The organism is Caulobacter sp. GW821-FHT10A06 (genome assembly GCF_059415805.1).
Genome location: NZ_JBWKNY010000003.1, coordinates 97,371 through 113,472, shown reverse-complemented (window position 1 = coordinate 113,472; position 16,102 = coordinate 97,371). Strand labels below are relative to the sequence as shown.

The 16,102-nt window shown below is 68.5% G+C and carries 22 protein-coding genes; 17 read left to right on the top strand and 5 right to left on the bottom strand.

Translation table 11 applies throughout. The features are described 5' to 3' along the window. Window positions 1–18 precede the first annotated feature (18 nt). Both AC07NF_RS08275 and AC07NF_RS08270 read right to left on the bottom strand, forming a co-directional pair. Entirely contained in the window at window positions 19–300 is a 282-nt protein-coding gene (locus tag AC07NF_RS08275; RefSeq protein WP_494633597.1) for a DUF454 family protein, read from the bottom strand. A 38-nt stretch (window positions 301–338) separates the two neighbouring features. Further along, window positions 339–584, bottom strand: coding sequence for a hypothetical protein (locus AC07NF_RS08270; protein WP_494633596.1), 246 nt, complete (start codon window positions 582–584; stop codon window positions 339–341). A gap of 134 nt (window positions 585–718) precedes the next feature. Here AC07NF_RS08270 and ubiA point away from each other — a divergent pair, with 134 nt between their 5' ends. After that, window positions 719–1,654, top strand: a complete 936-nt coding sequence (gene ubiA, locus AC07NF_RS08265; protein WP_494633594.1) for a 4-hydroxybenzoate octaprenyltransferase — start codon at window positions 719–721, stop codon at window positions 1,652–1,654. Between the two features lie 30 nt (window positions 1,655–1,684). Here the strand turns inward: ubiA and AC07NF_RS08260 are convergent, their stop codons facing one another. Then, the gene (locus tag AC07NF_RS08260; protein ID WP_494633592.1) at window positions 1,685–2,035 is read right to left on the bottom strand and encodes a lysozyme inhibitor LprI family protein; all 351 of its coding nucleotides are present in this window, start codon (window positions 2,033–2,035) and stop codon (window positions 1,685–1,687) included. A 66-nt stretch (window positions 2,036–2,101) separates the two neighbouring features. Here AC07NF_RS08260 and AC07NF_RS08255 point away from each other — a divergent pair, with 66 nt between their 5' ends. From AC07NF_RS08255 to AC07NF_RS08230, 6 genes are all read left to right on the top strand, one after another. After that, window positions 2,102–3,058 carry a fatty acid desaturase family protein gene (locus AC07NF_RS08255; protein ID WP_494633590.1) on the top strand — a complete coding sequence of 319 codons (957 nt, stop codon included), beginning with the start codon at window positions 2,102–2,104 and terminating at the stop codon, window positions 3,056–3,058. Between the two features lie 24 nt (window positions 3,059–3,082). Continuing rightward, window positions 3,083–3,742, top strand: coding sequence for a class I SAM-dependent methyltransferase (locus AC07NF_RS08250; RefSeq protein ID WP_494633588.1), 660 nt, complete (start codon window positions 3,083–3,085; stop codon window positions 3,740–3,742). 44 nt (window positions 3,743–3,786) lie between these two features. Further along, complete coding sequence (locus tag AC07NF_RS08245; RefSeq protein WP_454758387.1) at window positions 3,787–4,140, top strand: VOC family protein; 354 nt, start codon at window positions 3,787–3,789, stop codon at window positions 4,138–4,140. Window positions 4,141–4,143: 3 nt separating this feature from the next. Then, window positions 4,144–4,668, top strand: coding sequence for a hypothetical protein (locus AC07NF_RS08240; protein WP_494633585.1), 525 nt, complete (start codon window positions 4,144–4,146; stop codon window positions 4,666–4,668). An 88-nt stretch (window positions 4,669–4,756) separates the two neighbouring features. Next, on the top strand, window positions 4,757–5,194 hold the full coding sequence (locus AC07NF_RS08235) for a YkgJ family cysteine cluster protein (protein WP_494633584.1): 438 nt from the start codon (window positions 4,757–4,759) through the stop codon (window positions 5,192–5,194). Further along, complete coding sequence (locus AC07NF_RS08230) at window positions 5,191–5,721, top strand: CxxCxxCC domain-containing protein (protein WP_494633583.1); 531 nt, start codon at window positions 5,191–5,193, stop codon at window positions 5,719–5,721. The genes AC07NF_RS08235 and AC07NF_RS08230 overlap by 4 nt, the downstream gene beginning before the upstream one ends. Window positions 5,722–5,728: 7 nt before the next feature. On the opposite strand, the gene AC07NF_RS08225 is transcribed toward AC07NF_RS08230, so the two are convergent. Further along, window positions 5,729–6,589, bottom strand: a complete 861-nt coding sequence (locus AC07NF_RS08225; RefSeq protein ID WP_494633581.1) for an SDR family oxidoreductase — start codon at window positions 6,587–6,589, stop codon at window positions 5,729–5,731. Window positions 6,590–6,623: 34 nt separating this feature from the next. Between AC07NF_RS08225 and AC07NF_RS08220 the strand changes: the two genes are divergently transcribed. Genes AC07NF_RS08220 through AC07NF_RS08210 form a run of 3 tightly spaced genes read left to right on the top strand, consistent with a single transcriptional unit; the run spans window position 6,624 to window position 8,471 of the window. Next, a complete protein-coding gene (locus AC07NF_RS08220; protein ID WP_492813741.1) occupies window positions 6,624–6,968 on the top strand; it encodes an MmcQ/YjbR family DNA-binding protein in 345 nt (114 codons plus the stop codon). Next, window positions 6,965–7,609, top strand: coding sequence for a Pr6Pr family membrane protein (locus AC07NF_RS08215; RefSeq protein WP_492813740.1), 645 nt, complete (start codon window positions 6,965–6,967; stop codon window positions 7,607–7,609). Before AC07NF_RS08220 ends, AC07NF_RS08215 begins: the two co-directional genes overlap by 4 nt. A 22-nt stretch (window positions 7,610–7,631) precedes the next feature. Further along, window positions 7,632–8,471, top strand: coding sequence for an aldo/keto reductase (locus tag AC07NF_RS08210; protein WP_494633578.1), 840 nt, complete (start codon window positions 7,632–7,634; stop codon window positions 8,469–8,471). A 43-nt stretch (window positions 8,472–8,514) separates the two neighbouring features. On the opposite strand, the gene AC07NF_RS08205 is transcribed toward AC07NF_RS08210, so the two are convergent. Continuing rightward, entirely contained in the window at window positions 8,515–9,159 is a 645-nt protein-coding gene (locus AC07NF_RS08205) for a DedA family protein (protein ID WP_494633576.1), read from the bottom strand. 220 nt (window positions 9,160–9,379) lie between these two features. On the opposite strand from AC07NF_RS08205, the gene AC07NF_RS08200 reads away from it, so the two are divergent. From AC07NF_RS08200 to AC07NF_RS08170, 7 genes are all read left to right on the top strand, one after another. Next, window positions 9,380–10,342 carry a DUF6624 domain-containing protein gene (locus AC07NF_RS08200; RefSeq protein WP_494633574.1) on the top strand — a complete coding sequence of 321 codons (963 nt, stop codon included), beginning with the start codon at window positions 9,380–9,382 and terminating at the stop codon, window positions 10,340–10,342. 106 nt (window positions 10,343–10,448) lie between these two features. Beyond that, window positions 10,449–11,723 carry a glutamate-5-semialdehyde dehydrogenase gene (locus tag AC07NF_RS08195; RefSeq protein WP_494633572.1) on the top strand — a complete coding sequence of 425 codons (1,275 nt, stop codon included), beginning with the start codon at window positions 10,449–10,451 and terminating at the stop codon, window positions 11,721–11,723. Then, a complete protein-coding gene (locus tag AC07NF_RS08190) occupies window positions 11,689–12,351 on the top strand; it encodes a nicotinate-nucleotide adenylyltransferase (RefSeq protein WP_494633570.1) in 663 nt (220 codons plus the stop codon). Before AC07NF_RS08195 ends, AC07NF_RS08190 begins: the two co-directional genes overlap by 35 nt. 133 nt (window positions 12,352–12,484) lie before the next feature. After that, complete coding sequence (gene rsfS, locus AC07NF_RS08185) at window positions 12,485–12,916, top strand: ribosome silencing factor (protein ID WP_492815236.1); 432 nt, start codon at window positions 12,485–12,487, stop codon at window positions 12,914–12,916. Window positions 12,917–12,972: 56 nt separating this feature from the next. Next, window positions 12,973–13,437 (top strand): 23S rRNA (pseudouridine(1915)-N(3))-methyltransferase RlmH, encoded by a 465-nt coding sequence (gene rlmH, locus AC07NF_RS08180; protein ID WP_494633568.1) that lies wholly within the window; start codon window positions 12,973–12,975, stop codon window positions 13,435–13,437. Between the two features lie 16 nt (window positions 13,438–13,453). Next, entirely contained in the window at window positions 13,454–14,509 is a 1,056-nt protein-coding gene (locus AC07NF_RS08175; RefSeq protein ID WP_494633566.1) for a murein hydrolase activator EnvC family protein, read from the top strand. A 114-nt stretch (window positions 14,510–14,623) separates the two neighbouring features. Continuing rightward, window positions 14,624–16,012, top strand: coding sequence for a S41 family peptidase (locus tag AC07NF_RS08170; protein WP_492813727.1), 1,389 nt, complete (start codon window positions 14,624–14,626; stop codon window positions 16,010–16,012). Window positions 16,013–16,102: the final 90 nt, after the last annotated feature.

The following is a 16,102-nucleotide window of genomic DNA, read 5'->3' as shown; positions in this document are numbered from 1 at the left end:
GGATTTTCACCCGCCCCGTCAGCCCTTCCGCTTGCGCTTGCGTCCGCCGCCGAAGGGTCGCCAGCGCAGGAACCAGCGGATCGCCGGCCCGATCACCGGTACGCGCAGCATCGGGCGCACGGCGTGGGGGCGGGTCTTGAGGAAGCACAGCACCGCGCCGATCCAGAACACCGTGGTCGGCATGCCGGGAACGAACGCCCCGACCGCGCCGGTGGCGAACAGCGCGCCGCCCAGGCCGTCCAGCGCCCAGCGCTCCACGCGGGTCAGGTCGCGGCGCTTGCGGCGGGGCTTGAGACTCATTCGCAGACGCTACCGCTTCGGCGCGGCGGCCGGAAGCCTCAGAACGCCTCGGCCACCCCGCCGATGCGACGGGCGGGACGGCCGTCCAGGCCCCGGCGGATCTTCGGGCCGAACTTGGTCGCGGCGGTCAGGCGGCGGACCATCTTGTGGTCGCCGGTGCGCGCGAACAGCTTGGCGGCGGCGGTCCACAGGGTGGTGGTCACCGGATGCGGCAGGACGATCCCGGCCCCGACGCCCGCGATCAACAGACTCCAGCCGGACAGGCGAATGGCGGTGGTGGTCATGGCTGTCGCTCCTGAGAATGGCTTGCAGGAGGACCTTCGCCGTTGAGGCGAGATAAATCCAATTGATCATTTCTCTCGAGAGGATCGATCTTCCCTATAGGACGTCTTTCGGCTCGCGCGGTAAGCCTCGCCCCATGACGACCACCGCCATCCTGCCCGACGCCGCCGCCACCAACTGGGTCGACCGCCACGCGCCCGTGGGACTTCGCCCCTGGCTGAAGCTGGGCCGGTTCGATCGGCCGGCGGGGATCTGGCTGCTGATGCTGCCCGGCTGGCAAGGCATCGCCCTGGCCGCCGCCGAACAGGGCCACTGGCCCAATCCGCTGCTGCTGCTGGCGGTGTTTATCGGCGCGGCCCTGATGCGGGCGGCCGGCTGCGCGTTCAACGACATCGTCGACCGCGACTTCGACGCCCAGGTGGCCCGCACCGCCATGCGCCCGATCCCGGCCGGACTGATCACGGTGAAGCAGGCCTGGATGTTCCTGGTCGGCTGCAGCCTGGTCAGCCTCTTGATCCTGCTCACCCTGGGCTGGGTGGCGATCGGGCTGGGCGTGCTGTCGCTGGGCCTGGTGGCCGGCTATCCGTTCATGAAGCGGATCACCTGGTGGCCCCAGGCCTGGCTGGGCCTGACCTTCAACTGGGGCGCCCTGCTGGGCTACGCCGCCGCCACCCATCATCTGTCGTGGTCGGCCGCCCTGCTCTATGCGGCGGGCATCTTCTGGACCCTGGGCTACGACACGATCTACGCCATTCAGGACATCGAGGACGACGCCCTGGCCGGCATCAAGTCGTCGACCCGGCGTTTGGGCCAGCACCTCCAGATCGGCGTGGCCGGCTTCTACCTGGCCTCGTTCTGCCTGCTGGTCGCGGCCGGTTGGGTCGGCAACATCGGCCCGCTGTTCCTGCCGCTGGCGGCCCTGTTTGCTTTGCACCTGTCGCGCCAAGCGGCCGCCGTCCGCGTGGACGACGGCCCGGCGGCGCTGAAGCTCTTCAAGTCCAACGCCATCGCCGGCCTGATCGTCTTCGCGGCCCTGGTCGCGGGGCTGTGGAAGCCGGGCGTCAGCTTCTAGCCACCCCTTCCTCGCGAGGAAGGGGACCTCTTAGAAAGGACCCTGGCTATAGACGCGGTCCATGACCGTGTTCAGTTGGCGGATGCGGCCGTCATAGCTGCGCTTCAGGCAGGCCTGGTTGGCGCCGCACTGCTTGCGGGCCTGCAGCCACGCCCGCTGATCGTCCATGATCGCGCCGCGACCGCCCATCGGCACCAGGTGGCGGGTGATGCCGTACAGCTGGTCCATCCGCACGTCCTGGTCATTGAGGTCGCGGTTGGCGCAGATCGCCTTCTCGTCCGAGGTCCGGGCCTTGCGGCAGTCGAAGCTGGCGGCGGCGGCGGGCGCAGCGACAGCGGCGCAGACGGCGGTCAGAACGAGGGCGGGGATCAGTCGGCGCATGGGCGGCTCCAAATGTGACGTCGGGTCATCCTGTCAGCCCTAAGCTGAATGTGCGATGATCGTTCCATGGCCGTAGCCCCTCGCGTCAAGCCGCAGGACCTGTTCACGCCCGACGAATGGACGCGAATTTCCGCGCGTTCGTCCTGGCGTGGCGTCGCGATGGTCGCCCACGCCTGGGCCGTGATCCTCGCCGCCGGCGCGCTGTTCGTCTTCTTCCCCAATCCGCTGACCTATGTCCTGGCCGTGATGCTGATCGGCGCGCGGCAGCTGGGCCTGGCGATCCTGATGCACGAGGCCGCGCACGGGGGCCTGCACCCCAACCTCAAGGTCAATGACTGGCTGGGCGAGTGGCTGTGCGCCGCGCCGACCGGGGCCTCGCTGGCCAGCTATCGCCCCTATCACCTGACCCACCACAAGTTCGCCCAGCAGGCCGAAGACCCGGACCTGATCCTGTCGGCGCCCTTCCCGACCACGCGGGCGAGCCTGCGGCGCAAGATCATCCGCGACCTGACGGGCCAGACCTTCTTCAAGCAGCGGTTCGGGCCGCTCCTCGGCAAGATGAAGGGCTCGAAGTCCATTGGGCAGCCGAAAGGCGCGATCTTCGCCGGCGAGGTGGCGCGGCAGAAGCCATTCCTGCTGTGGAACCTGGGTATCCTCGTCGTGCTCAGCGCCTTCGGTCTCTGGTGGGCGTGGCTGGCCCTCTGGATCGTGCCGATGGCCACCTGGTTCCCGCTGGTCACCCGCCTGCGCAACATCGCCGAGCACGCCCTGGTGGCCAAGGACGAGCCCGACCCGTTCCGCCACGCCCGCACCACCAACGCCAACTGGCTCGAGCGCGCCCTGATCGCGCCCTACCACGTCAATTTCCACGCCGAGCACCACATGTTCATGCACACCCCGTGCTGGAACTTGCCGATGGCTCACCGGCTGCTGGAGCAGAAGGGTCTGACCTCCGGCATGCTGACCGCGCCGGGCTACCTGACCGTGCTGAAGGCCGCGTCGAGCAAACCGGTCGCCGCCTGACGAGCCCCGTGCTCTAAGCGGCCGATGATCGTCCAGACCCTGGAAGGCCGCCGCGCCTTCATCCGCGACAACACGCGTTTCCAGCCGACGCCGCACGCGCCGGAGCTGTCGCTGCACCTGGCCGACGAAATCACCCCGATCTGGAAGCTGACCGAGGAAGCGCTGGAGGAGATCGGCCTGCCGCCGCCGTTCTGGGCCTTCGCCTGGGCCGGCGGCCAGGCCCTGGCGCGCTACATTCTCGATCATCCCGAGACCGTCGCCGGCAAGCGCGTCATCGACTTCGCCACCGGCTCGGGCATCGTCGCCATCGCGGCCATGAAGGCCGGCGCGACCAGCGTGCTGGCGGCCGACATCGACGTGTTCTGCGAGGCGGCCGTGGGCCTGAACGCCGAGGCCAACGGCGTCGCGGTCGACTTCACCGACGTCAACCTGCTGGACGCTCCACCGCCGGCCGCCGACGTGCTGCTGGCCGGCGACATCTGCTACGAGAAGCCCATGGCCGAGGCGGTGATGGACTGGCTGCGGCAGGGCCGGGCCGCCGGGTCCAGCGTGTTCATCGGCGATCCAGGCCGCACCTATTTCCGCAAGGACGACCTGGTGAAGCTGGCCGAGTACCAGGTCGAGACCACCCGCGAGCTCGAGGACTTCGCCGTCAAGCGCACCAGCGTCTGGACTCTGCCCTGACGGCAAACTAGAACAATTAGAGAACATCGTTTCAGGAGCGCGCCATGCGTGAAGACGGCAAGATCGACTATATCGAGTGGCCGGGCGGCGACCTGCCGGCCACCAAGAGCTTCTATTCGGCCGCCTTCGGCTGGAGCTTCGTCGACTACGGTCCCGACTATGTCGCCTTCGAAGGCCAAGGCGCGGACGGCGGCTTCACCAAGCCGCAGGAAGGCGCCACCGACCGCCCGCTGGTCATCCTGTACGCCAACGACCTGGAAGCCATGCTGGACAAGGTGGTCAAGGCAGGCGGCGTGATCACTGCCCCGATCTTCAGCTTCCCCGGCGGCCGCCGCTTCCACTTCACCGACCCGTCCGGCAATGAGCTGGGCGTCTGGAGCGCGACGGGGGTGGAATAGGGCATGCGGGTGTTGGGGTTGAGCGTCCTGGCGTGGGCGATGGCGGGCGCGGCCTGGGCGGATGATCCGCCGCCGGCCCCTGTGCCGGCCGAGGTCCGCGCGCTGGAAGGCTGCTGGCGCGGCGCGGGCGACGTGATGGGCAAGGCGGTCGAGATCACCCTCACCGCCCACCCGGTCGCCCTCGGGACCCTGCTGACTGTCGACGCCGACAGCCACGCGACCGCCGATCCCAAGGACCGCTACGCCGCCCACCTGGTGCTGGGTGGCAAAGGCGCGGCGCCCAAGGACGGCGCGCCCACGGCGATCTCCGGCTTCTGGTCCGACAGCTTCGGCGGCGACTTCACCGCCGTGGGCCAGGGCGCGGCGCTGCCGGGCGGGTTCGACGTTAGCTACGCCTATCCGGACGCCACCTTCGTCAACCGCTGGCGGCGCGACGGCGATCGGCTGACCTGGACCATTGTCGCCAAGAGCGGGGCCAAGGAAGCGCCGTTCGCTCGCTACGCGCTGAGCCGTTCAGCCTGCCCGTGAAGAGCGGCTGACGCGGCTCCCCCATCAAACCGTCACACAAGCGTCGTAATGTCCGCCTCCTGACGATTGACCCATTGGCAGGGGCGGCATGGGCGACAAGAGCTGCGGCGGTTGCGGCATGTGCTGCAAGCTGATGGGCGTGGAGGCGCTGGCCAAGCCGCCCCACGCCTGGTGCGGCCATTTCCGGAAAGGGTCGGGCTGCGCGATCTATGCCGATCGCCCCACCGCCTGCGCCGACTTCGCCTGCTACTGGCTCAAGAGCGAAGGCCTGGGCGACGAATGGCGGCCGGACCGCGCGCGCTTCATCCTGCACCGTGAGGACCAGGGCCAGCGCATGGTGGTCGAGGTCGATCCGGCCAGCCCCGAAGCCTGGCGCAAGGCCCCCTACCACGCCACCCTGCGCGCCTGGGCCGCGCGCGGCGCCGCCGATGGCCTGACGCTGAACGTGCTAGTCGGCCAGCGTGGTTATGAGATCCGTCCCGACCGCGATGTCGACCTGGGCGTCGTGCGGAGCTTCGCGGCATGAGCGAGCTGGAATTCGCCCAACCCGCCGCCGGCAAGAGCTGCGGCTCGTGCGGGCTGTGCTGCAAGGTCCTGGCGATCGAGGCGCTGGACAAGGCCGACGGCGTCTGGTGCTCGCACTTCAAGAAGGGCGGCGGTTGCGGCAATTACGAGCTGCGCCCGACGGCCTGCCGGGGCTTCATGTGCCTGTGGATCACGTCCGAGAAGCTGGGTCCCGAGTGGCGGCCCGACAAGGCCGGCTTCGTCATGTACACCGACCGCGACGGCAAGCGCCTGAACCTGGTGGTCGACGCCGGCAAGCCCGCGTCCTGGCGGCGCGAGCCGTACTATTCCTACATCAAGAACATGTCGCGCCGGGCGCTGGACGGCTACGAGCTGGTGGTCTGCATCGGCGACCGCCGCATCGTCGTCTTCCCCGGCGAGGAGATCGACCTGGGCGTCATCCCGCCCGACCGCAAGCTGGTCAGCGGTTATGTCGAGCAGGACGGCGCGCTGACGCCGTTCGCCATGGTGCTGGCAGACGCGGACTAGGCGCGGGCTAGAACTTCGGGTGGAACTTGCGCGGGCTCCAGGCAAAGTCGCGCATGGCGTCCGAGCTGTCGAACGTCAGGTCCTGGCCCATCCGCGCGCCCATGGCCGTGGTCGCGCCGGGATAGAACGGCTTGGCCAGGCGCATGATCAGGCCAAACAGCCACACCGGCATCGGCAGGCTGCGCGGATGCTTGCCCAGGCCCTCGAACACCCGGTCGACCATCACGCGATAGGTCACCGTCTCGCCGCCCACCAAGTCGTAGGCGCGGTCGCGGGTCGCCGGCGCGTGGGCCGCGGCCAGGGCGCCGGCGGCCAGGTCGGCGGCGTGCACCGGCTGGCGCAGGCCCTCGCCCTTGCCCGACAGCGGCATGACGCCAAAGCGCTTCACCAGGCGAGCGATGCGGCTGACATTCTCGTCGTGGCCTTCGTCATAGATCAAGGTGGGGCGCAGGATGGTCCAGGCCACGCCGTGCGCGGCGCACCAGGTCTGGACCGCGGCTTCCGCATCCGCCAGCTGCTGGGCCACGGCGCGCTCGCCGGCGTCCGGAGAGCCGGTCTTGGTGAAGCGGCTGGTCGAGGAGAAGGCGATCAGGCGCTCCATGCCCCGCGCCTTCAGCGCCGGCAGTGCGGGCGCCAGCAGCCAGATCGGCGACAGCGAGAACACCGTGGCCGAGACCGGCAGGCGCTCGTCGAGGTCGGCGTCCTTGAGGTCGCCACCGATCCAGCAGATGTCCTGCGTCGGCGGCCGACGGCTCAGCGCCGTCGGGTTCAGGTCCTCGGCCTTGAGCAGGGTCAGCAGATGATCGCCGATCAGGCTGGTCGCGCCCAGCACCAGCACCGGCGTCTTCAGGGTGTTCTCGGTGTCCATTCGCTAGATATAGTCATGGTTGGAGAGGACGCCCATGACATACGAAGACGTGAGAGCCTTCGCGTTCAAACTGCCCGGCGTCGAGGACGGGACCGCCTATAGCCGCCCGTGCCTGAAGGCGCACGGCAAGTTCCTGACCCGCCTGTTCGAGGACGGCGAAAGCCTGGTCTGCCCCGCCGTGCCGTTCGACGAGCGCGAGATGCTAATCGAGGCCGAGCCGGACGTCTTCCACTTCACCGACCACTTCAAGAACTACCCCTATGTCCTGGTCCGGCTGGCGGGCGCGCATCCGGGCACGGTCGAACGGCTGGTCACCCGCCAGTGGCGCGCCACCGCGCCGAAGAAGATCCTGAAAGCCTGGGACGAGACGCACACATGAAAGCTTGGCGCATCCTGATCGCCGCCGTCGCGTGCTTCGGTCCCGCCCTGCAGTACGGCCTGATGGTCTATGACGAGACCCTGGTCTCGGCGGCCGTGAAGTCGGTCGAGTTCTTCAGCTACTTCACGATCCTGTCGAACATGCTGGCCGCCGCCGCTCTGACCGCGCCGTTGGTCGCGCCGACCAGCCCGTTCGCGGTCTGGGCCGAACAGAGCGGCCCGCGCGCTTCGATCGCGACCTATCTGACGATCACCGCCGTCGTCTATCACACGATGCTGGCCAGCCAGTGGAACCCGCAAGGCCTGCGCTTCGTCTCCAATCTCATCCTGCATACGATCACGCCGCTGGCCTATCTGGCCGATGTCGCCCTGCGCGGCGGACACGGCGAAGCGCGCTGGATCGCGGCGGCCAAGGCCATGGCCTTCCCGGCCCTGTTCGGCGTCTGGACCCTGGTCCACGGCGCGTTGTCGGGTTTCTATCCGTACCCGTTCATGAACGTCGCCAAGCGCGGCTATCCGCCGGTGGTGCTGACCATGGTCGAGATGAGCCTGGCCTTCGCCGCCGTGGCCCTGATCTTCGTGTTCCTCTTACGCGTTCGCACCAGGGTGTCGCTGGAGAGGCCCGCCCCTATATCCGCCTGACCGTTTTCCCCGGAGTTCCCTGATGTCCAAGCTCGTTCCCGCCATCCGCTCGGGCGACGTCCTGATGCCCGCCCTCGGTTTCGGCACCTGGCAGCTGGAGAACGGCACGGCCGTCCCGCTGGTCGAGAAGGCGCTGGAGGTCGGCTACCGCCACATCGACACCGCCCAGATCTATGGCAACGAGCGCGACGTCGGCGCGGGGATCCGCAACAGCGGCGTCAAGCGCGACGACATCTTCCTGACCACCAAGGTCTGGATCGACCAGTTCCACGACGGCGACCTGCAACGCTCGGCCGAGAAGAGCCTGGAGAAGCTGGGCCTCGGCCATGTCGACCTCTTGCTGCTGCACTGGCCCAAGCCTGAAGTGCCGCTGGCCGAGACCCTGAAAGCCCTGAACGAGGTGCGTTCGCGCGGCCTGACCCGCGCCATCGGCCTGTCGAACTTCCCCTCGACCCTGCTGGAAGAGGCCAGCAAGCTGTCGGAAGCCCCGATCGCCACCGACCAGGTCGAGTTCCATCCCTACCTGTCGCTGAAGACCCTGAAGGCCAAGGCCGACGAACTGGGAACCTCGATCACCGCCTGGTCGCCCCTGGCTCAGGGCAAGATCGCCAACGATCCGGTGCTGGTCGAGATCGGCAAGGCCCACGGCAAGACGCCGGGCCAGGTCACCCTGCGCTGGATCATCCAGCAGGGGATCATCGCCATCCCGCGCACCAGCAATCCGAAGCGGATCGAGGAGAACTTCGACATCCTCGACTTCGAGTTGTCGGCCGACGAGATGGCGCGGATCCACGGCCTGGCCCGTCCCGACGGCCGCCTGGGCGACTGGCTGGACAAGGCCTACGCCTGGGACGCCGAATAAGAGAGATCGCGAGGGCCGGCGGTGCGTCCGCCGGCTCTTCGCCCTAGAAGGTCGGCGCCAGCTGACGCCGACGCGGAGCCGGACGGCGCAGGGCGTTGATCAAGGCCGAACCACCCAGCACGACGACCGCGCCACCGCCCAGGACCAGCCACAGCACCCAGCCTTGCAGCTCCAGCAGCGCCAGGCCGCGCGCCGCCAGATAGCCCGGGGCCAGCAGCACGCCGACCCACAGCATGGCCGAGGTCACATTGGCCAGCTGGAAGACCCAGCTGCGCATCCGCAGCATGCCGACCATTACCGGCACGAAGGCCCGCAGCGGGCCGAAGAACCGTCCGATGAACACCGAGACCACGCCATAGCGGCGGGCGAACAGACGCGTGCGGGCCACGGCGCGGCGACGCGGACGCAGCGACGGATCGCGCAGGGCGCGGGCGCCCAGCTGACGGCCGATCTGGAAGGAAATGGCGTCGCCCAGCACCGCGCCGGCGACACACCAGAAGAACACCTCGACAGGATCCAGCGCGCCGCTGGCGATCAGGCCGCCAGCCAGCAGCATCAGCGCCGTCGCCGGCACGAACGCCCCGATCAGGAGCATCGACTCCAGCAAGGTCAGGATCCCAAGGATCGGACCGGCCCAAGCCTGGTGCTCGGAAACAAACGCGCTGACGGGGGAAAGCAAACTGTCCATGGGCTCCTCGGAACGCACAGATAGGTGCGCCCGATGCCCGCTATAAGGCGAGGAAGTGACCAGGCGACGAATACCGCTCCCACTGCGACCAAGATGCCACTATGGGCGGGCGCGGCATGGTGACGCTGTCGGGAAAGCAGCCAGAGCAGTCGCAACTTGCATCGCGCATCATCTGCGCTAATCAATCCTAGATTGACGGAAATCGGGTCGGACAAGTGGGATGATGAAAACCGCGCTGATCGCCGCGCTTGCGATGACGACCGGCACAGCCCCCGCCGACTTTCCCCTGCAGCGGCTGCTGAAGGATCCCGACGCGGCCCGCACCTTCGACTATTGGCGGCTGCGGAGTGACCAGGGCCCCGACGCCATAAGCCCCTACCGTGAGAAGGCCAACACGGCCATGGGATTGAAGGACGGCAAGTTGCCGGCCCGTTGCCGCACGGATGCCGAGGCCGAGGTCCTGGCCGGGCTGAACGGCGCTCAGCACGCCGCATCATCTCGCCAGTGGCACGAAGATCGTGACGCCGCTGCGGCCGCTGTCCGCCGGTGGGACCGGGCCCTGTCATCACTGATGGCTGGCGGGTCGAGCGGTGACCCAAGCCTTGATGCCGCGATCCGCCCGTTTCTTCACCGCGCCAAGACAGAGAAGACGACGCGCGGGCGTGAGCTTGCTCTGCGCGTTGCGATGGACCAGACCCTGCGCAGGGCCTTCGAGAACGATGCTCTGCTGGGTGCGCTCTCGCCCTCGGCACGTGACCTGACGAGTTGGCCGCTTTGGACCCGCATTTGCCGGGCTGATGCGGACAACGTGGCCTGGATTAAGCAAGAGGTGCGCAACCGTGGCTGGTTCGCGATCTCCCGCTACGGGCGCGAGGCCGAGAGAGATGCCTGGCTGCTGGTCCAGCATGCCGACGATGATGTCACCTTCCAGACTGAGGTCCTGGCCTTGCTCGACAAGTTGCGGGCAAAAGGTGAGACCGATCCAAAGAGCTACGCCTATCTTTACGACCGAGTGGCGACAAACGCCGGCCGCCACCAGCGCTACGGCACCCAAGGTGGCTGTCGGGACGGCCAACGCTTCACCCAACCGCTCGAAGAGCCCGCCAGGGTCGACCAGCTCAGGGCCGAAGTGGGCATGGGCTCGCTCGCGGAATACAATGCGCGCTTCACCTGCAAGCCTTGACCGCCCAGACAAACTCCATCCGTTTTCAGACGAACCCCGTTCCATCCTGCCCTGAAAGGGCCTAGGTAAGCCTCAACCTGAGCATAACTTACCAGGGACCGGGACGATGGACGACGCGGGCGCGAGCCTCCAGGCGACGATGGCGGGGATGGGCCGGACGGCTCGTGAGGGCGCGCGCGCGCTCCGCCTCGCCACGCCAGAGCAGCGCACCGCCGCCATCCAGGCCATGGCCGCCGCGATCCGCGAGGACGCCGCCGCCATCCTGGCCGCCAACGCCAAGGACCTGGCCCGCGCCGGCGCCAACGGCCTGACCGCCCCGATGCAGGAACGCTTGGCGCTGGACGACAAGCGCCTGGAAGGCGTGGCCGCCGGTGTGGAAGCGGTCGCCGCGATCCCCGATCCCATTGGCGTCGCCACTTCGCGCTGGACCCGGCCCAACGGCCTGGACATCGCCCGCGTCCGCACCCCGATCGGCGTCATCGCCATGATCTATGAGAGCCGCCCCAACGTGACCGCCGACGCGGCCGCGCTGTGCGTGCGCTCGGGCAATGCGGTGATCCTGCGCGGAGGGTCGGAGTGCATCCACTCCAACCTCGCCATCCACGCTGCGATCGAGCGCGGCCTGGCGAAGGCGGGCCTTCCCGCCGCCGCCGTCCAGATCGTCAAGACCCCGGACCGCGCCGCCGTCGGCGCCATCCTGTCGGGCCTGGACAAGGCCATCGACCTGATCATCCCGCGCGGCGGCAAGAGCCTGGTCGCCCGCGTCCAGGCCGAGGCCCGCGCTCCGGTGCTGGGCCATCTGGAAGGCCTGAACCACGTCTTCGTCCATGCCGGCGCCGACCTGAAGAAGGCCGTCGACATCGTCGTCAACGCCAAGCTGCGCCGGGTGTCGGTCTGCGGCGCGGCCGAGACCCTGCTGGTCGACAAGGCCGCCGCCGAGACCCTTCTGCCGCCCATCGCCGACGCCCTGATCAAGGCCGGTTGCGAGCTGCGCGGCGACGCCGCCGCCCGCGCCATCGAGCCGACCATGAAGAAGGCGACGACCGAGGACTGGGTCACCGAGTACCTGGCCCCGATCCTGGCCGTGGCCGTGGTCGACGGCGTGGCGGGCGCGGCCCAGCACATCCGGTCCTATGGCTCGGGTCACACCGACGCGATCATCACCGAGGACGCCGGCGCCGCCGACGCCTTCGTCAATGAGGTCGACAGCGCCATCGTGCTGGTCAACGCCTCGACCCAGTTCGCCGATGGCGGCGAGTTCGGCTTCGGGGCCGAGATCGGCATCGCCACCGACAAGCTTCATGCCCGCGGCCCGGTCGGGGCCGAGCAACTGACGACGTTCAAATATGTGGTTCGCGGGACCGGCCAGACTCGTCCCTGAGGCCGGTCGGCCGAGCGCGCAACGTCTCGGGTTCCACCTGGAGCCCGGGATGCGCGTCGGCCTGTTCGGCGGCAGCTTCAACCCGGCGCACGAGGGCCACGCCCACGTGGCCGAGACGGCCATGCGCCGCCTGGAGCTGGACCGCGTCATCTGGTTGGTCTCGCCGCAGAACCCGCTGAAATCGTCGCACGAGACCCGCCCCGTGGCCGAACGCATGGCCAATGCCCGCCGCTGGGCGCGCGGCTCGGGCATGATCGTCTCCGACGCCGAGACGCGGTTGGGCTCGCAGTACACGATCGACACGCTACGTGTTTTGAGGGCGCGTTATCCCGGCGTGAAGTTCGTCTGGGTCATGGGCGCCGACAGCCTGGCCACCTTCCATCGGTGGAGGGGCTGGACCCAGATCATGCGCGAAGTGCCTGTGGCGGTGATCTCGCGTCCCTGGATCGCGCTGAAGGCCCGCACCGCGCCCGCCGCCCGCCGTTTCGCCTTCGCCCGCTGGCCCGCCAGCGCCGCGGCCAAGCTGCCGGACGCCAAGTCGCCGGCCTGGGTCTACCTGACCGGCCCGCTGAACTTCGCCTCGTCCACGGCGATGCGGGCGCGGCAAAAAGGCGTGAAGCGGGGCTGAAGGCCAAGCTTTTCAGCGTTGCTCTAACGCCTCTAGCCGACGGCTGAATCGACCGTCCGCACGCGAACTCTCACTTTTCGCCCAATTCCGTGCTATGGGGGATATCCACAGCGACCCCATAAGGAGCAATACGCTGCGTAGCGACCCCGCGCTTAATGCGCACGAAGGCCCGGCCGGCGCCGAGTCCTCGAACGAATCCCCGGGCCTGAGTCTGCCCCTGGACCTGAAGGCGCTGGAGCGCCTGATCCTGACCCGCCTCGACGACGACAAGGCGCAGGACATCGTCCACATCGATCTGGCCGACAAGAGCTCGGTCGCCGACAGCCTGATCGTGGCGTCGGGCCGTTCGCACCGTCACGTCGGCGCTCTGGCCGACCACCTGCTGCGCGCCCTGAAGGAAAACGGCTACGGCAAGGCGCGGGTCGAAGGCCTGCCGCACTGCGACTGGGTGCTGATCGACGCCGGCGACGTCGTCATCCACCTGTTCCGTCCCGAAGTGCGCAGCTTCTACAACATCGAGAAGATCTGGGCCGTCGACGCCCCGCACCGCACCGCGGCGAACTGATCTCTCCACGCTCGGCCGTCGCTCTTTGCGGAGTGACGGCCTAGAGCTGTTTTCCCATGAAGATCACCATCCTCACCGTCGGAAAACTTGGCCGCATGGTCGAGGCGCAGCTGGCCGTGGACTATGCGTCCCGCGCCACCGCATCCGGCCGCGCCCTGGCGCTGGGTCCGGTCGAGATCGTCGAGGTCGAGGCCAAGAAGCCCGGCAAGGCCGCCGAGGCCGAGGTGCTGCGCCCGCACCTGGAGGGCGCCTATGTCGTGGCCTGCGACGAGCATGGCAAGGCTTGGAAGAGCCGCGCCTTCTCCGACCACCTGGCCCGCCTGCGCGACGACGGTAACCGCCGCGTGGTGTTCCTGATCGGCGGGGCTGACGGCCTGGACGCCTCGATCCTGTCCTCGGCCAACGAGACCATGGCCTTCGGCATCCAGACCTGGCCGCACGCCATGGCCCGGGCGATGCTGGCCGAGCAGATCTATCGCGCCGCCACCATCCTCTCGGGCTCGCCCTATCACCGCGATTGAGGCACTAAGAGCCTCGATGCTTCGCCGCCCCATCGCCATCGGTCTGATCGCCGTCACCCTCGCCGTTCCCACGGTCGTGGTCGGCTGGCAGCGCGCCGATCGCGCCGTCGAGACCCAGCGCGCCAAGGACCGCCAGCAGGCCGCCGACACCCGCCGCGAGATTCAGGACCTGCGGACCGAGCTGGACCGCCTGGACCACGCCCGCATCACCGCCGGCGCCGATGTCGACGCCAAGCGCGCGCGGCTGGAAGCCCTGAACGCCCGCGAGCGCTCGATCCTGGCCGACCTGGGCGTCAATCGGCAGCGACTGTCGCTGCTGCTCTCGGCCCTGCAGCTGTTCCGCCGCGATCCGCCGCCGGCCTTGCTGGTGGCGCCCAACAACGCTCGCGACGCGGTGCGGGCCGCCATCCTGATCCGGGCCATGACGCCCGACCTGCAACGCCGCGCCGACGCCTATGCCCGCCAGGCCACCGCTGTGGGGACCCTGCGCCGCGAGGCCGCCGCCGCCTCGGCCGAGCTGTTCACCGCCGAGAGCGTGGTCGCCGACCGCAAGGGCGAGATCGAGCGCCTGATCATCGAGAAGACCCAGCTGGAGCGCGCCTACGCCCAGGAAGCCCTGACCGAGGAAAACGAGCTGCGCACCCTGGGCGTGCTGACCGACGGCCTGGGCCGGGTCGAGGCGACCGGGCCGCTGCACCTGCGTAGTCCCGCCGCCGGAGCCATCGTCCGCCGCTTCGGCGCCGAGATGCCGGCCGGCGGCAAGTCGCCCGGCCTCACCTTGCGTGTCGACAAGGGCCTGACCGTCACCGCTCCCGCCGCCGGAACCGTCGAATATGCCGGCGCGCTGAATGGCTGGGGCGCGGTGCTGATCCTGCGATCGCAAGGCGCCTATCACCTCGTTCTGGCCGGTCTGGACCAGATAACGGCGGTACAAGGACAATCTGTCGCGGCGGGCGCCCCCATCGGGAAGATGCCGGATCATGTATCTTCCGATCCGGAGCTCTATCTGGAGGTCCGCGAGAACGGCGAGCCGGCGGACCCGGAGCGCTGGCTCAAACAAGAGTCGCGATAGACGACTTTTTCAGTAATGGTGGCCGTAATTCTACCTACGGCCTCTGTCAGTGGTTGGACGGGGCTAAACACGGTTTGCGACGCCGCGCGTCGCCAGGGAGCCTTCTGGGCCTTAATGCGCAAGTATCTGCTCATCGGAGTTTCGGCCTTCGTCCTCGGTGCGGGGGCCATGGCCTATGTCAGCCCGATCGCTCAGGCGAACAACGCCCCCAAGACCAAGACCTACAAGATGCTCGAGCTGTTCGGCGACGTGCTGGGCACGGTCGAGGACCAGTATGTCACCGAGGTCGACGACAAGAAGCTGATCGAAGCGGCCCTGGACGGCATGCTGACCAGCCTGGACCCGCACTCGGGTTACCTGTCGCCCGACAGCTACGAAGACATGCAGGACACCACGCGCGGTGAGTATGGCGGCCTCGGTATCGAGGTCACCAGCGAAGACGGCGTCGTGAAGGTCATCTCGCCGATGGATGGCACCCCGGCCTCGCGCGCGGGCATCCAGGCCGGCGACTACATCACCGCGGTCAACGGCCAGAGCGTTCTGGGCCTGACGGTCACCGAGGCCGTCAAGCAGATGCGCGGCACGGCCGGCGAAGGCGTCACCCTGACCATCGCCCGCGACAAGACCGATCCGTTCGACGTCAAGCTGATCCGCGAAGTGATCAAGCCCAAGGCCGCCATCGCCCGTATGGAAGGCGACTACGGCTATGTGCGCCTGCCCGGCTTCAACGAGAAGGCCACCGACGCCCTGGTGTCGTCGATCAGCGACCTGAAGGCCAAGAACCCCAAGATGAAGGGCCTGATCCTCGACCTGCGGAACAATCCGGGCGGTCTCCTGGACCAGGCCGTCGGCGTGGCCGACGTGTTCCTGGACGGCGGCGAGGTGGTCAGCCAGCGTGGCCGCGACCCGCGCAACATCCAACGCTACAACGCCCGCGCGGGCGACATGCTGAACGGCCTGCCAATGGTGGTGCTGATCAACCAGGGCTCGGCCTCGGCCGCTGAAATCGTCGCCGGCGCGCTCCAAGATCGTCACCGCGCCGAGCTGGTCGGCCTCACCAGCTTCGGCAAGGGTTCGGTGCAGACCGTGATCCCGCTGCGCGGCGGCGCCGACGGCGCGCTGAAGCTGACCACGGCCAAGTACTTCACGCCGTCGGGCCGCTCGATCCAGAAGACCGGCATCGCCCCGGACCTCGAGGTCGCCCAGACCCGCGACCAGGCCCAGGACATCGCCAACCGCGTGTGGTTCAGCGAGGCCAGCTTCAAGAACGCGCTGAACGCCGACGAGGGCAAGACCCGCATCGCCCCGCACGCGCCGGCCGAAGCCCCGCCGACCGCCTTCGACGACAAGAAGGGCGACTTCCAGCTGCAACGCGCCATCGCCGTGCTGCAGTCGGGCGGCGTCGCCAACACGCCCAAGCTGCCCAAGCCGGCGGCCAAGGTCGCCGAGGTCACCGCCAAGGCCGCCGCCGCGGCCGGCAAGCCGGTCACCGAGAACAAGTAGGGCTCTTCGCCCTCGATAAGATCAGCGCCGCCTCGGGAGACCGGGGCGGCGTTTTTCGTTTCCGCAATCGTCCCCTGGTCGGCGGCCGGG

Excerpts from the sequence above, each read along its gene's own strand:
- AC07NF_RS08275 (WP_494633597.1), bottom strand. The coding sequence starts at position 300 with ATGAGTCTCAAGCCCCGCCGCAAGCGCCGCGACCTGACCCGCGTGGAG.
- AC07NF_RS08270 (WP_494633596.1), bottom strand. The coding sequence starts at position 584 with ATGACCACCACCGCCATTCGCCTGTCCGGCTGGAGTCTGTTGATCGCG.
- ubiA (WP_494633594.1), top strand. The coding sequence starts at position 719 with ATGACGACCACCGCCATCCTGCCCGACGCCGCCGCCACCAACTGGGTC.
- AC07NF_RS08260 (WP_494633592.1), bottom strand. The coding sequence starts at position 2,035 with ATGCGCCGACTGATCCCCGCCCTCGTTCTGACCGCCGTCTGCGCCGCT.
- AC07NF_RS08255 (WP_494633590.1), top strand. The coding sequence starts at position 2,102 with ATGGCCGTAGCCCCTCGCGTCAAGCCGCAGGACCTGTTCACGCCCGAC.
- AC07NF_RS08250 (WP_494633588.1), top strand. The coding sequence starts at position 3,083 with ATGATCGTCCAGACCCTGGAAGGCCGCCGCGCCTTCATCCGCGACAAC.
- AC07NF_RS08245 (WP_454758387.1), top strand. The coding sequence starts at position 3,787 with ATGCGTGAAGACGGCAAGATCGACTATATCGAGTGGCCGGGCGGCGAC.
- AC07NF_RS08240 (WP_494633585.1), top strand. The coding sequence starts at position 4,144 with ATGCGGGTGTTGGGGTTGAGCGTCCTGGCGTGGGCGATGGCGGGCGCG.
- AC07NF_RS08235 (WP_494633584.1), top strand. The coding sequence starts at position 4,757 with ATGGGCGACAAGAGCTGCGGCGGTTGCGGCATGTGCTGCAAGCTGATG.
- AC07NF_RS08230 (WP_494633583.1), top strand. The coding sequence starts at position 5,191 with ATGAGCGAGCTGGAATTCGCCCAACCCGCCGCCGGCAAGAGCTGCGGC.
- AC07NF_RS08225 (WP_494633581.1), bottom strand. The coding sequence starts at position 6,589 with ATGGACACCGAGAACACCCTGAAGACGCCGGTGCTGGTGCTGGGCGCG.
- AC07NF_RS08220 (WP_492813741.1), top strand. The coding sequence starts at position 6,624 with ATGACATACGAAGACGTGAGAGCCTTCGCGTTCAAACTGCCCGGCGTC.
- AC07NF_RS08215 (WP_492813740.1), top strand. The coding sequence starts at position 6,965 with ATGAAAGCTTGGCGCATCCTGATCGCCGCCGTCGCGTGCTTCGGTCCC.
- AC07NF_RS08210 (WP_494633578.1), top strand. The coding sequence starts at position 7,632 with ATGTCCAAGCTCGTTCCCGCCATCCGCTCGGGCGACGTCCTGATGCCC.
- AC07NF_RS08205 (WP_494633576.1), bottom strand. The coding sequence starts at position 9,159 with ATGGACAGTTTGCTTTCCCCCGTCAGCGCGTTTGTTTCCGAGCACCAG.
- AC07NF_RS08200 (WP_494633574.1), top strand. The coding sequence starts at position 9,380 with ATGATGAAAACCGCGCTGATCGCCGCGCTTGCGATGACGACCGGCACA.
- AC07NF_RS08195 (WP_494633572.1), top strand. The coding sequence starts at position 10,449 with ATGGACGACGCGGGCGCGAGCCTCCAGGCGACGATGGCGGGGATGGGC.
- AC07NF_RS08190 (WP_494633570.1), top strand. The coding sequence starts at position 11,689 with ATGTGGTTCGCGGGACCGGCCAGACTCGTCCCTGAGGCCGGTCGGCCG.
- rlmH (WP_494633568.1), top strand. The coding sequence starts at position 12,973 with ATGAAGATCACCATCCTCACCGTCGGAAAACTTGGCCGCATGGTCGAG.
- AC07NF_RS08175 (WP_494633566.1), top strand. The coding sequence starts at position 13,454 with ATGCTTCGCCGCCCCATCGCCATCGGTCTGATCGCCGTCACCCTCGCC.
- AC07NF_RS08170 (WP_492813727.1), top strand. The coding sequence starts at position 14,624 with ATGCGCAAGTATCTGCTCATCGGAGTTTCGGCCTTCGTCCTCGGTGCG.